This window comes from Desulfonema magnum (assembly GCF_017377395.1).
GTDB classification, from domain to species: domain Bacteria; phylum Desulfobacterota; class Desulfobacteria; order Desulfobacterales; family 4be13; genus Desulfonema_C; species Desulfonema_C magnum.
In genome coordinates, this window is the sequence record NZ_CP061800.1 from 2,779,823 (window position 1) to 2,793,960 (window position 14,138).

The 14,138-nt window shown below is 46.3% G+C and carries 12 protein-coding genes; 7 read left to right on the plus strand and 5 right to left on the minus strand.

What is annotated here, in order from left to right; all coding sequences use genetic code 11:
* Positions 1–321: 321 nt before the first annotated feature.
* Complete coding sequence (locus dnm_RS11210) at positions 322–1,572, plus strand: thiolase family protein (protein ID WP_207683652.1); 1,251 nt, start codon at positions 322–324, stop codon at positions 1,570–1,572.
* Between the two features lie 712 nt (positions 1,573–2,284).
* Positions 2,285–3,094: a histidine phosphatase family protein gene (locus dnm_RS11215; RefSeq protein ID WP_207682735.1), complete on the plus strand. Its 810-nt coding sequence runs from the start codon at positions 2,285–2,287 to the stop codon at positions 3,092–3,094.
* Positions 3,095–3,162: 68 nt separating this feature from the next.
* Here dnm_RS11215 and dnm_RS11220 read toward each other — a convergent pair whose 3' ends face one another.
* Positions 3,163–3,645 (minus strand): ACT domain-containing protein, encoded by a 483-nt coding sequence (locus dnm_RS11220; RefSeq protein ID WP_207682736.1) that lies wholly within the window; start codon positions 3,643–3,645, stop codon positions 3,163–3,165.
* 1,256 nt (positions 3,646–4,901) lie between these two features.
* Between dnm_RS11220 and dnm_RS11225 the strand changes: the two genes are divergently transcribed.
* The 5 genes from dnm_RS11225 to dnm_RS11245 all read left to right on the plus strand — a co-directional run bounded on the left by dnm_RS11225 (position 4,902) and on the right by dnm_RS11245 (position 11,484).
* Positions 4,902–7,763 (plus strand): FAD-dependent oxidoreductase, encoded by a 2,862-nt coding sequence (locus dnm_RS11225; protein WP_207682737.1) that lies wholly within the window; start codon positions 4,902–4,904, stop codon positions 7,761–7,763.
* Positions 7,764–7,838: 75 nt separating this feature from the next.
* Positions 7,839–8,249, plus strand: a complete 411-nt coding sequence (locus dnm_RS11230) for a hydrogenase iron-sulfur subunit (RefSeq protein WP_246556357.1) — start codon at positions 7,839–7,841, stop codon at positions 8,247–8,249.
* A gap of 69 nt (positions 8,250–8,318) precedes the next feature.
* On the plus strand, positions 8,319–9,638 hold the full coding sequence (locus dnm_RS11235) for a (Fe-S)-binding protein (protein WP_207682739.1): 1,320 nt from the start codon (positions 8,319–8,321) through the stop codon (positions 9,636–9,638).
* Between the two features lie 120 nt (positions 9,639–9,758).
* On the plus strand, positions 9,759–10,430 hold the full coding sequence (locus tag dnm_RS11240) for a methylenetetrahydrofolate reductase C-terminal domain-containing protein (RefSeq protein WP_207682740.1): 672 nt from the start codon (positions 9,759–9,761) through the stop codon (positions 10,428–10,430).
* A 127-nt stretch (positions 10,431–10,557) separates the two neighbouring features.
* On the plus strand, positions 10,558–11,484 hold the full coding sequence (locus dnm_RS11245) for a methylenetetrahydrofolate reductase (RefSeq protein ID WP_207682741.1): 927 nt from the start codon (positions 10,558–10,560) through the stop codon (positions 11,482–11,484).
* A gap of 308 nt (positions 11,485–11,792) precedes the next feature.
* Here the strand turns inward: dnm_RS11245 and dnm_RS11250 are convergent, their stop codons facing one another.
* From dnm_RS11250 to dnm_RS11265, 4 genes are all read right to left on the minus strand, one after another.
* Positions 11,793–12,905, minus strand: coding sequence for a hypothetical protein (locus dnm_RS11250; protein ID WP_207682742.1), 1,113 nt, complete (start codon positions 12,903–12,905; stop codon positions 11,793–11,795).
* Positions 12,902–13,201, minus strand: a complete 300-nt coding sequence (locus tag dnm_RS11255) for a hypothetical protein (RefSeq protein ID WP_207682743.1) — start codon at positions 13,199–13,201, stop codon at positions 12,902–12,904. The genes dnm_RS11250 and dnm_RS11255 overlap by 4 nt, the downstream gene beginning before the upstream one ends.
* Before the next feature lie 169 nt (positions 13,202–13,370).
* A complete protein-coding gene (locus tag dnm_RS11260; protein WP_207682744.1) occupies positions 13,371–13,763 on the minus strand; it encodes a hypothetical protein in 393 nt (130 codons plus the stop codon).
* On the minus strand, positions 13,763–14,038 hold the full coding sequence (locus tag dnm_RS11265; protein WP_207682745.1) for a DUF433 domain-containing protein: 276 nt from the start codon (positions 14,036–14,038) through the stop codon (positions 13,763–13,765). The genes dnm_RS11260 and dnm_RS11265 overlap by 1 nt, the downstream gene beginning before the upstream one ends.
* Positions 14,039–14,138: the final 100 nt, after the last annotated feature.

Sequence of the window (14,138 nt, forward strand, 5' to 3'; positions counted from 1 at the left end):
CAAGTTTTAAATTTCAAATTTCAAACTTCAAACTTCAAGTTTCAAGTTCCGAGTTTCAAGTTTCAAGTTTCAAATTTCAAGTTTCAAACTTCAAACTTCAAATTTCAAGTTTCAAGTTCCGAGTTTCAAGTTTCAAGTTTCAAATTTCAAGTTTCAAGTTCCGAGTTTCAAGTTTCAAGTTTCAAATTTCAAGTTTCAAGTTTCAAGTTTCAAGTTTCAAGTTTCAAATTTCAAGTTTCAAGTTCCGAGTTTCAAGTTTCAAGTTTCAAATTTCAAGTTTCAAATTTCAAATTTCAAGTTTCAAATTTTAAAGGAGATACTATGAAAGACGTCGTAATTGTTTCCGCGTGCCGGACCGCTATCGGCTCATTTGGCGGAACCTTAAAAGATATGAACGGCACAGTTATCGCCAGCATAACCATGAAAGAGGCCATAAAAAGAGCTGGAATTGACCCGAGCATTATCAATGATGTGCGGTACGGATGCTGTCTGGAACATCATGACACCCTGAACATTGCCCGTGTGGCTGCGCTTCTGGCCGGAGTACCGCATTTTGTGCCGGCTGCCACGATAAACCGCGTGTGTATCTCCGGAATGGAGGCGGTTCTTTCCGGTGCGGCCATGATTCAGGCTGGTATGGCCGACGTTATCCTTGCAGGCGGAGTCGAACATATGTCCGGTGTGCCTTATACCGTTCCCAATGCCCGATGGGGATGCCGCCTTCAGGATCATACCTTTGTTGATGCCATGATTCATGGGCTTCATTGCGGTTCCTATTTCTTTCCGCTTTCTGATGACTGCCCCCTGAACACGGAGGAAGCCCCTGCCAGCCAGTTTATGGGCAAACCTTTTATTATGGGGCATACGGCTGAATTTGTGGCGCAATATATGAATATTGACAGAGAAGAAATGGATGAGATCGCGCTGAGAAGCCATAACAACGCGGAAAGAGCAACCAATGACGGGGCATTCAGAGAGGAAATCGTGCCTGTTGAGGTGCCGCAGCGAAAAAAAGATCCGATCATATTTGACAAAGACGAGCATTTCCGAACTGGAATGACCCTGGATCAACTTAGAAAACTCCCGCCGGCCTTTGTGCCGAAAATCGGAAAAATCACGGCTGGAAATTCCAGCGGACTCAATGACGGCGCTTCAGGTATGGTCATTATGTCAGCCGAAAAAGCCAAAGAACTGAATCTGACCCCTCTTGCAAAAATTAAGGCTGTTGGCATGGGTGCATGTCATCCGTCCGTGATGGGAATGTCTCCTGTGCCCGCGGTGAAGCAGTTACTTGAAACAAGTGGTCTCGCACTTGAAGACTTTGAACGCCTCGAGGTCAACGAAGCTTTTGCGGCTCAGTATCTTGCTTGTGAAAAAGAGCTTGGCCTGAACCGTGAAATCACCAATATCAACGGATCAGGGATCGGTCTGGGCCATCCCATCGGTTCAACCGGATGCAGAATCATGACCACCCTGATTTACGGTATGAAAAAAAGCGGAGAAAATCTCGGACTGGCAACGCTTTGCGGCGGCGGCGGTGTTTCCATGGCCTGTGCGATAGAAATGGTTTAAATGAGGTCCCCATCCTTTCCGTCTTCTCTTTCTCCTCGATTATTATAAGTACCTGGACAAAGGGAGAAACTAGGTTATTTTCAAGAAACCTGGTTTCTTTCTTGTCTGAAATTTTTATACTGAAAAAAATATCATAAAATTTATGTCCGGGTACTTACTTCTCATACGAATAAATCTGTATTCATGCCCTGAACATTCCTGAATAACGCAATATCAGCGTATCCCGAATTCTCCTGGTTTCCTTGTTTTCACGCTTTGCGTGAAAATGCTTTGCGTCCGAAACGACTGCCGGAATCAGGACGCGAAGCGTCTGCTCTGCATTCCCACGCAAAGCGTGGGAACGAGATCAATGATATCAAGGTACGGTTTAAATCAGAATAACAGCGATTTCTGATGCCGGACGGGGTAAATTTTCCGGGTCTGTCTTCTTTGCCGACATTTCAGCGCCTTCCAAAAATATTGACATCCTGCCTCCGTCAGGATATCCTTATTTTAATCAGATCGCCAAAAGAACGCTGACCAAAAGAAATGAACACAATCTCCGGACAGTCGGAGAAAAATATTCAGGGATTCATATATGCCCGAAAGCGATTCGCCGAAAGACAAGACTGCTATGGAAAAAGACACTTTTTCGGGAAGATGCCGGTATCAGCCATTTGTGAGGAGTACGGGACCCGGTCTGAGATTTTCAGACGGTGGGAGACGGCGTTTTTTGAAAACGGAGAATTGTTATTCAGACAGATTTCAAGACGACATGGATGACTTTCAGAACTGCGACGTTATATTCAACAGGCTCTCGGATGCATTTCTCGGTCAGACGCGTGACATTATGGGAATCAGAAATGGCAGGAAAATCCGAAGAGCCTGTTCCTTCAATGCACGAGAGCGAGATATCAACACTAAAGAGAAAAAGGAGAGAAAAATTATGATGCTCTGCCTTCTGAGACACGGAGAAATTGAACAGCGGAAAGAAAAACGCTTTATCGGACAGACAGATCTTCCGCTGAATGACACAGGCTTGCGCCAGGCACATTGGTGGGCCCGGAAACCGAATTTCATGGTTTTTGACCGAATTTACTGTAGTGATCTCGCACGTTCTCACCACACCGCCAAAATCATCGCTGAGACCCGGGAGGACTGTATCCGGCTCATACCCCAGTTCAGAGAAATTCATCTGGGGGAATGGGAAGGACTTGCCATGTCCCAAGTTCGCGCCCGCTTTCCTGAAGAATGGCGGAAACGCGGGGAAAATATAGTATCTTACCGCCCCCCTGGCGGAGAAAGTTTTGCAGATTTGCGTGACAGGGTCATACCGGCTTTTGAACACATCATCAGCCACCCCCGGGAAAACAGCCTTATTGTTGCCCATGCGGGTGTCAACCGGGTTATCCTATGTCATGTTCTGGGGATGGCACTGGCCAATCTGTTCCGTGTGGGGCAGGATTATGGCGCACTCAGTATCATTGATTGCAAAAGAGACCCCTTTCGGGTAACAGCCATGAATATGCAGCCGACATTATGAGAAGAGCGGGGCAACCGCGGAAGGATTGCCCCTGAGTGAGATGAGACATTCAGACCTGACGCGTTCGCTTATTCATCAAAAATTTTAGATGCAAGCTCAATATCCTCCGGGCAAAACACAAAGAGACATTTTTCATCGGGTGAAGAAACAGATCCGTAAACATAGTTAATATTTATCCCTTCCTCTCCGAATTTGCTCGCGATTTCAGCCAGAGAACCGGGCTTGTTGTCAAGTTTGATAGCAATTACCGGCAGAATATCAAACAGATAATCGTTTTCTGATAACAGGTCAATGGCCGCGTCTGTCTGGTCAACCAGCAGGCGTATCAGAGCGAACTGGGCAGAATCCTTTCGCATTGAGTTATAACTTGCCACCGAGGCAATTCTTTTTAAAGACTTTCCTCTGGCTTCAAAAAGCTTCTGCACATAGCTTGACGCGTCCTGAATCGTCATTGCGTCGATATTTATTCCCTGGTCTGAAAATAAAGAGGCCAGCTTTCCCAGTTCCCCGGGAGCATTTTTCAGAAAAAGTGATATTTCTGTTCTTACCATTTTTTGCTCCTAAAAAAATAATGAAGTTATTGTCAGTTGTCGGCGTTCAGTTGTCAGCTATCAGTTGTGCCGTTTCAATGTTTGACAGATGTGTGTTTCCACATCTGTCATCCCCCTGCCTGGCGCAATGCTGCTGACTTAGGCAGTTCCGAACGGATCCGGAGTGCAAAAATTATATTTTTGCGCCTGCGAAAAAGCATTTTTCGCACTCCGGAGAAAACACCGGAAAACCCGCTTACGTTTAAGTCAACAGTATTGCCCGCCTGCCGGGCAGGATCCTGGTTCCTCATGGCATTCCGAGCTTCCAATGGCTGAAAACTGGCGGCCGAGGCCGGGACTCATCTTAAATTAAATGAAATCTAATAATTTTAATCAAAATAAGCCATTAAGTCAATAGCTAAATTTATTCATAAAATAAATATTTATCCTTGACTAAACAGAAAGTATCAATTATACATTTGTGTTTTAGTAATCTATAATTATGATAACATAATTTGACAGATTACTGATTATACGTTAAATACGTTTTTTAACACGCGGGACCGCTTTATCCCGGTCTGTCAGGATCAGGTTGAATTTAAAGAACAACTTCGAAAAAAACGCGAACCGGGTTGTTTTTTTTTATTGAGTTTGCGGATGTGAGGGATATGAGGTTTCAGCGTGTCCAAATTGCTGTACAACACCTTTATTCCGGCCAGCTTCCATAAAAATCAGGTGTCTGATAGTTCCCCAACTACAGAAAAATATTCACGGAACTGACAGGATGTTTTGCAGTCAGATAACCCGGCAGATGGAAAATCATCGCGCCTGCGGAGGCTATTCCGGTCATTCTTCCGCGGCTACCCGGGAAAATTGTGTGTCCCGGACAGGGATTGAAAATCTTCGTGTTTATCATTTGGCTGAAGAAAAAGCTGATGTTGCACGGGGCCGGCCGATAAAAGGAACTGCTTGGCTGACACGACTATTGGTAAGCAGGTGATTAACACGGCAAACAGTTTAGACGATAATATGGCGGAAGAGGACAGGACGCTGACGTTTTGCTGATAACCGGAGATTTGCCCAAATCGCAAGAAAATCACCGGTTGAAGTAAGACATTGGCCTGACAAAGCTTATAACGAAAAATAATTTTTTCAAGAATCGCTTAAAGAACCAACTCCTAAACTAAGCGCCTATATTAATTCAATTTAGTCAGTCGTCGGTTGTCAGTGAAAAAGTCGCAGCAGACAACAGATAACTGGCAAATAAGGGAGGCAAAATGGCAAAAAAAAGCGGATCAGTGATGGTTGTAGGTGCCGGTGTCGCAGGCATGCAGGCATCATTGGATCTGGCCAACTCGGATTATAATGTGTATCTGGTGGATAAGTCGCCCACCATCGGCGGTATGATGTCCCGACTGCCTTGTATCGGATTCCGCGGAGTGGAGTGTCAGCGCAACATGTCTGCCGACAACGGCGCAGCACCTCGATCTGAAGACAGTTTTCCGACTAATGATTGCGCGATGTGTATGTTTTCACATAGATTGAACGATGTCGGCGGGCATAAGAACATCAATGTCATCACAACCAGCGAAATCAGAAACATCGAGGGGGAACTTGGAAACTTCGACGTTACACTGGTTGATTACTCGGATGATGAGAAGGAGAGCAAAGTTCAGGTCGGATCCGTGATTCTTTCATCCGGAAGCCAGACATTTGATCCTTCTGCTCTTGATTTTCTGGGATACCAATATCCCAATGTGGTCACGGGTGAGGAATTCGAACGGCTCATAAATGAGTCAGAACCAGGAACGGGTCGCCTCATGCGGCCTTCTGACAAGCAGGAGCCGAAAAAAATCGCCTGGATGCAGTGCGTGGGGTCCAGAGATATCAACCGCGGCGGAAACGGCTACTGCTCCTCGGTCTGCTGTCTGTATGCGATCAAAGAGGTGTCCCTTGTAAAGGAACGCATGGGCGCGGACCTCGATTGTGCTGTTTTTAATATGGATATACGGACATTTGGCAAAGATTATGAAAAATTTTATAATAATGTCAGATGTCAGGACGGGGTCCGTTTTATGAAGGCCCGAATCCATACCATCAGCGAAGACCCGGAGACCGGAGACCTGAACGTGAGATATATGGATGAGGCCGGGACAGTGCTGGATGAAACCTTCAGCATGGTGGTTCTCTCGACGGGTCTGGAAATACCGAAGGCGTCCGTGGAGTTGGCGAATCGCCTCGGCATTGAACTGAACCATTACAATTTTGTCAAGACTGATCCGTTCCAGCCTGTGCAGAGTTCTCGTCCGGGAATCTATATCTGCGGTTTGTTCCAGGGTCCCAAAGATATTCCCGAGTCTGTCACCGAGGCCAGCGCTGCCGCGTGTCTGGCCGGCACGGATATCGTGGAGTCAAGGGGAGACGACCTCGAAAAAGTTGAATTCCCTGAAGAGATTGATGTTTCCGGTCAGGAGCCTCGGATCGGCGTCTTTGTCTGTAACTGCGGCGTTAATATCGGCGGTGTTGTGGATGTGAATTCAGTTCAGGAATATGCATCAACACTTCCGAATGTGGTGTTTACAGACTCGAATCTCTTTACCTGTTCCGATGAAACCCGGGACAGAATAAAAGAGATGATTATCGAACATAAGCTGAACCGGGTTGTGGTTGCTTCATGCACGCTCGAGAACCGCGGGGAAATGTTCATGGAGACGCTTGCGTCATGCGGGCTTAACAAATATCTTCTTGAAATGGCCAATATTCGGAATCAGGCTGCATGGGTGCATGCCAATGCTCCGGATATGGCAACGCAAAAGGCAAAGGACATTGTACGCATGTCCGTTGCCAGGGCCGCAAATCTGAACCCGCTTCAGGAAAAGATTATTCCGGTGAGCAAACACGCACTGATTATCGGCGGAGGTATTGCCGGAATGAATGCGGCGCTGAGTCTTGGCAAACAGGGATTCGATGTTGTTCTTCTGGAAAAAGATGCCCAACTGGGCGGCTTTGCCCGAAAGCTTCACCATACCATTGAGGGCAAAGATATTCGTGCATATGTCGAAGAACTCGTCAGCGAAGTAAACGCCAACGACAAGATTCAGGTGATGACTGAGGCCCGGATTATCGGCTCCAAAGGCTTTCAGGGAAACTTTGTCACACAGGTCGCGGTGGGGTCCGGGGATGACATGCACAATATCGAACATGGTGTCACTATTGTTGCCACCGGTGCCAGTGAGTATCAGCCCAAAGAATTTCTCTACGGAGAAGATGAGCGAGTGCTTACCCAGGTGGAACTGAGTGACCGACTTGAAGAAAAAGGCGCGTCTGATATTGAAAGCGTTGTGATGATTCAGTGCGTGGGATCCCGCAACGAGGAACACGAAAATTGTTCGCGGATATGCTGTCAGAGCGCTGTCAAGAACGCCATTCATATCAAAAAGCTCAATCCGGATGCCCGGGTATATGTGCTTTACCGGGATATTCGGACTTACGGACTGCTTGAGGATTACTATACTGAGGCAAGGCGGAGAGGCGTTATCTTTATCCGCTTTGACAGGGAGACTCCGCCGGAACTGAAAAAAACATCCGAAGGTCTTGTGGTTAAAATCAAGGACCCTGTTCTGCAAAGGGAGCTTGAGATAAGCACCGATCTTGTGACCCTCAGCGCGGGCGTGGTAGCCAATGATACGGCTGAGATAAGCCGGATCATGAAACTGGACCGTGATTCGGAAGGTTTCTTCACAGAGGCGCATATCAAACTTCGCCCCGTGGATATGCTGAACGAAGGTATTTTTGTTTGCGGAACAGCCCACGGACCCAAACTGATTTCAGAAAGTATTGCTCAGGCCCAGGCTGCCGCGTCAAGAGCCACAACATTCCTGGCCAAAGATGTTATCAGACTGTCGGCTGTAACCGCCAAGGTTGATACTGATCATTGTGTGAAATGTCTGACCTGTGTCCGTTCATGTCCCTTTGATGTGCCTGTTTTTAATGAAGAGGAAAATTGCATTGAAATCAGTGAGACGCTCTGTCAGGGATGCGGTATATGTGCCAGTGTGTGTCCGAGACAGACGATTCAGTTGAGCTTCTATGAAGATAATCAGGTAACCTGTAAAATTGATGCCCTGCTTGCAGGCTGAGAGAAGTGAGAAGTGAAGCGTGAGAAAAGTGAGACCTGACACTTATCGCATATCACTTCCCTCTTGAAAGGGAATATAATGGCGGATTTCGAACCTACTATAATTGCATTTTGTTGCGATTACTGCGGTGCTCCGGCTGCGGACCTGGCAGGTTCCATGCGGCTCGAGTATCCTTCAAATATAAAAATAATACAGATCCCTTGTACTGGAAAAGTTGATGTCATGCATCTGTTGCGGGCCATTCAGAAAGGCGCTGACGGTGTTTATTGTGTGGGCTGTGTGGAAGGGACATGCCACTATAATAATGGAAATTTCAGATGCCGTGAACGGGTAAATTATGTTCGAACGCTGCTTGAAGAAATCGGTATTGAAGGAGACAGAGTAAGAATGTATAATCTTTCTTCAAACGAGGCAACTGCTTTTGCGGCGTATGCAAAAGAAATGACCGACCATATAAGAGAACTTGGACCAAACCCGTTAAATTAAGATTGAAAATTGAAGGTTGAAAGTTGAAGACAATTCTCAGCCTCCAATTTTCAAGCCACTGGAGGAATTATGGCAGAAGAAGCAATCAAACTTGGAGGAAAAAAGAAGAGCATTTTCATGGACAAGGTTAAGGAACTTCTCCCCGAGGGAGGAAACCTTAATCTTTGTCTGACGTGCGGCGCCTGTTCTTCAGGGTGTCCTGCCACCGGACTGGAGGGGATGGATCCCAGGAAGTTTCTGCGTATGGCAGCGCTCGGAATGGATGAGGAAATCACAAGCACTCCGTGGGTGTGGATGTGTACGATGTGCCAGCGGTGCATCTATGTCTGTCCCATGAAAATTGATATTCCGCAGCTGGTTTATAGCGCCCGGGCAAGCTGGCCCAGAGAAGAGCGTCCCAAAGGTATATTGGGTTCCTGTGACATGGCATTGAGAAATGAGAGTCGCAGCGCCATGGGCGCATCTCCGGACGATTTTCGATTTGTTGTCGAAGATGTTCTTGAGCAATACCAGGAAGAGCAGCCGGAATTTGCAGATATGGAAGCTCCCATTGACAAAGAAGGGGCTGAGTTTTTCCTGAACCAGAACTCCAGAGAGCCGGTAACAGAGCCGGATGAAATGGTTCCGTTATGGAAAGTCCTTCATCTTGCCGGAGTTGACTGGACTTACGGCAGCAAAGGATGGGGCGGAGAAAATTACTGTATGTTCCTTGCAGATGATGATGCATGGGAAACACTCGCCAGAACGACAATCAATCATGCCGATGATCTGGGGTGTAAGACGTATCTCAATACCGAATGAGGGCACGTCACCTTCTCAGTCCTGGCAGGACTGAAAAAATTCAATATTGAACACAAAGTTGTTGTAAAAAGTATTTACGAATATTATGCAAAATGGATCCGTGAAGGCAGACTCAAAGTCAATTCAGATTGGAACAAAGACCTGAAAATTAAGTTTACAGTTCAGGATCCTTGTCAGATTATACGCAAGGCTTACGGAGATCCTGTGGCAGAAGATCTGCGCTTTGTTGTAAAATCAATTGTCGGCGAAGAAAATTTTGTTGATATGGTCCCCAACAGATCAAATAACTACTGTTGCGGCGGCGGCGGCGGCTTTCTCCAGTCCGGATATAAAGATCAGCGTCTGGAATTCGGCAAACTGAAAGACGACCAGATCAAGGCAACCGGAGCCGATTACTGTATTGCGGCGTGTCATAACTGTCATGCCCAGATTCATGAGTTGAGCGAGCATTATGGCGGCAATTACCCTGTTGTTCACCTGTGGACGCTCCTTTGTCTTTCTCTGGGCGTACTCGGACCAAATGAACGTGAATACCTCGGAGATGATCTTAAAGATGTCTTAGTCTTTCATCCCGAGACAGCGATGTAGTGACTGGTGGTTGGTGATTTGAGATTGGTGATTTGGGATTCTGCTGACTCTTGTTACAAATCCCGAATCCCGAATCACTAATTACAAATAACCAATCACTAATCACAATTAGGAGGGTCTATGATAGTTGCCAAAAGGAAACCTTTTGACGAAATAAAAGATATGCTCAAGGGCTATAAAAAAGTCCTGAACGTCGGTTGCGGGACGTGTGTGGCTGTGTGTCTTGCAGGCGGAGAAAAAGAAGTTGATGTTTTAAACGCTGAACTGGATATGGCCAGGAGACTGGAGGATAATCCCATTGAAATCAGCGGATTCACTGTGGAAAGACAATGCGACAGGGAATATCTTGAAGCCTTGGATGCCGTAGTGGATGAGTATGAGGCGCTTCTGTCCATGGCGTGCGGAGCCGGGGTTCAGTTTCTGGCTGAAAGATATCCGAAAAAACCGGTTTTCCCCGCGGTGAATACCAGCTTTATCGGAGTAAATCAGGATGTGGGATGGTATGAAGAGCGATGCCGTTCATGCAGCAGCTGCGTTCTGGGGATGACTGGCGGTATATGCCCTGTGACCATGTGTGCCAAAGGATTGTATAACGGACCCTGCGGCGGTACCAACAACGGAAGCTGTGAAATTAACAAAGATCAGCCCTGTGCCTGGTACATGATTTACGAACGTCTGGCCGCCCAGGGCCGTCTGGACTGTATAATGGATGTCGTTCCGCCGCAGGACTGGCGAAACCAGACACCGAGGACAGTCATTCAGCCGGGTTACAAAAAACCGGAAGCAGCCTAAAAAGAGAAACTGAAAACTTGAAATTCGAAACTGGAAACTTGAAACTTGAAATTCGACACCGATAATCAGATTTCAAGTTTCAAGTTTCAAATCTCAAGTTTCAAATTTCCAAAGGAAAAGCCAAGATATGAAATCAGGAAGTAATTTAGAAAAAGTCTTAACTGCTGGTCATTTTGCATTTACAGGTGAGCTTGGTCCGCCTCGGGGAGCGAATGTTGAGGAGGTAAGAAAAAAAGCTGCTTACCTGAAGGGTAAGGTGGACGCTGTCAATATCACCGATAATCAGACAGCTATGGTGCGTATGTCCAGCTGGGCGGCCTCTTTACTGTTGATTCAGGAAGGTCTTGAACCCAATTTTCAGATGGTATGCCGGGATCGTAACCGTCTGGCAATGCAGGCTGATATTCTGGGGGCTTATGCTCATGGCATAAGGAACATGCTGTGCCTTTCCGGAGATCATCAGCAATTTGGCGACCATCCTCAGTCCATGGGGGTATTTGATATAGATTCCATGCAGCTGATCAGCATGGTGAAGAAGATGCGGGATGAGAAAACATTTCTCAGCGGTGCCGAACTGGACGAGGCTCCCAATATGTTTATCGGCGCTGCGGCCAACCCGTTTGCGGAACCTTTTGAATGGCGGGTTCATCGTCTTGCCAAAAAGATAAACGCGGGTGTGGATTTTATTCAGACTCAGTGCATTTATAATATGGAAAAATTCCGGGAATGGATCAGACGGGCAAATGATATGGGACTTACAGAAAAAGTCTATATTCTTGCCGGTGTCACGCCCATGAAGAGCGTGGGTATGGCAAGGTACATGAAGAGCAAAGTGCCCGGAATGGATGTGCCGGATGAGGTCATCAAAAGACTTCAGGGCGCGGGAAAAGGAAAAGTCGCCGCAGAAGGAATCAAGATGGCGTGTGAGCAGATTGAGGAATTCAAAGAGATGAAAGGCGTGGCCGGTGTTCATCTCATGGCGATTGAATGGGAACACAAAGTTCCGGAGATAGCGGAGCAGGCAAACGTGTTGCCAAGACCGCAGGTGGATTAAAACCTTCCCAAACGGGGATACTCATATAAAAAAGCCCGGCTTTTTAAAGCCCGGGCTTTTTTTATTTCATGCAGAACAATTTTTCAAATTTTCCGAAAAACAATTTGAAAAATTGCCCGCAAAGTAGGGTGGGTGGAGCGAAGCGCAACCCACCTTGTGCGGTGGGTTGCGCTTCGCTCCACCCACCCTACATTTTTTGTATCGGGTATATTCGTTTCTCGTTCCCACGCTTTAGGTGGGAATGCAGCCGGGACGCTTTGTGTCCTAATAACAAGCAAATAAAACAAGAAAAAGTAGTCCCAGACCTTTTATTTCTGCCTTCCCGACAGCACCCACCATATCACACCGACAATCATGGCCCCGGTGACCATCAGTATCAGCCGGAAACCGTCTTCTGTTGTCTTCATATTCGTGGTTGCGCCACCAATGCCCAGAAACACACCGATAATGGCAAGCCCCCATTCAATACGGCGCTGGCCTTTTTCCCGGCGCTGTTCGATTTTCAGGCGTTCCCGGGTCATCTGGAATTCAAGAAACTGTAGCTGACTTTCCATTTCCTCAAGCCCCGCACGGGCATAGCTCAGATCATATTCAGTCTGCTTCCGGCTTTTCCGGGCTTGTCTGAGTATGGGCGCAAAAAGAGGGCTGTCTCCGATGCCGTATTCTTCACAATAGTTTTCAAGAATGAGAATATTGATATCCAGTGTCTCACGGAGTTTTGTCAGGCGGGCCGTGTTGCGCTGAAAATAGAACTGATGTTCCTTCATATCCGGGAATTTTTCACTGATCTCTTCGTAACGATTCACATCAAGGAGTTTCTGAACCTGTTTTTCACTTCTGAGGTTCTGAGTTTTGATTTTTTCCAGTTGCTCATGCTCATACTCCAGTTTTCGGATGGCAGAGAACATGCCCGGAAAATCCCGGGACAGAAAATCATCAGGGGATGTGCGGGAAACAAACAGATAATTGTGATTTCCCATATCATACAGGGTTCCGCTTTTACGGAATTTGGCATGTTTTTTTTCAAAATCTGCTTTCTGAAACAAATTCATGTCCGAGGGAGAAAAAAGGACTCGTGCGCTGCCAAAATAAGGGGGGACCGTGCGAACAGATTCAAGATCAGTTGTGCTGTTTTTCCAGAATTCAAAAGGATCACCGGACTGAATCTGTCTTTGCTCGATTTCAAAAATGTCAATGTCGTGAAACCGGATAACACAGACTGCCATGTCTTTTCCCGCGGCGAGCCGCTGCATGAGGAAATCCGGGTTCTTCATTTCCTCGGGCGGATATTCTTTCAGTCCGTGACACTTCATCCATTGTTTGAAAAACAAGCGTACCGGGGGATTTTCTTTTTTTCCGTTCTGGTATTCGGAAGGTACACGGAAAAGCAGATAAGTACAGACGCGGGAAGTCAGGCTCATTGGTCTTTGTCCTCGTGGGATTCTTCGGAATCGGGCTGTTCAACAGCTTCGATGATTTCATTGGCATAAGTTTCAACATCCGACTCTGAGAGTTTGTCCCCGGGAAAATATTTTTCAGCATTCACAAATTGGGACAGATGTTTCCCGCAGAAAAAGGAAAATTCATTGCTGAGGTTTCCGGAACGAATCACCGCCTTAATATGGCTGACTAATTCTTTGCATAATGACTCATCCAAGTTCTCAGAAATGGATTCACGATGCTGATGCAATTGAAATAATAAGGTTTCAAGGTTCATTTATATCTCCTTAGCTGGTGACAATAAGTACAAGGAAAGGGGATAAGAAGGGGAAAGGCGTATTGCTTTCCTTTTCTTATCTGCTTTCCCTGTACTTGATCTCGTTGACCTCGTTCCCACGCGAAGCGTGGGAATGAGATTGTGTGTGAATTTTCCATCTATTGATAATTCATAAAGTTATGATATGCATTCCGGATGTATAATAGCTTATTTCTCTGTCAGTAATACGGACAACCTTACCCATTCGTTTTGATTTTGTGCTGAATTCCGGATAGCGAAACAGTATTCTCAGGCTTTGGGAAATTTCCTCACTTCGTGAGTCAGGCAGGGTAAAACAGACCACACAGTATTTATTATTAGCAGGTACTTTAAGCCAGAAATCTTTTTCGTTAATTGTAACAAAAGTCGGCTGTTTCTGCTGGCGAAGCAACTTAGGAATAGCCTCATCTTTAATAACGGTGCGAGGTCGCAGTTCAATGACGAATTGAACTGCTCCCCGATACCACTTTGCTATCTCTGTCTCAATATTGCGTCCCAGCAATTGTTCATCCAAAATAATCATTAAGCAGCCTCAGGTATGGTTTCGATAAAATGGGATGTCACCAGTCTGATGGCTTCCGTAATGGCTTCACGGGGGACACGGTTACGGTATCCTCTGACAATATCGTCAATATTTTCACCTGTAGCCAGGCGTTCAAGCGTCCCTGCTATTTCAATTCGTGTGTATTTGAAAGTGGGGCGTCCTCCGCAGATTCCGACAGCTTTCACAACATAGTCACCGAGCGGATAATATTCGTAAGATTCCCCTTCAATCGTTTCTGTAATCAGTCCGGTCATCAGATATCTCCTTTTTTTCTGAAATGACTCCGAAAATTTGTGTAATACTACAGATTCATAAGAAAAAGATCAGATTCATGCTTGTCTTTCGGCACAGCTT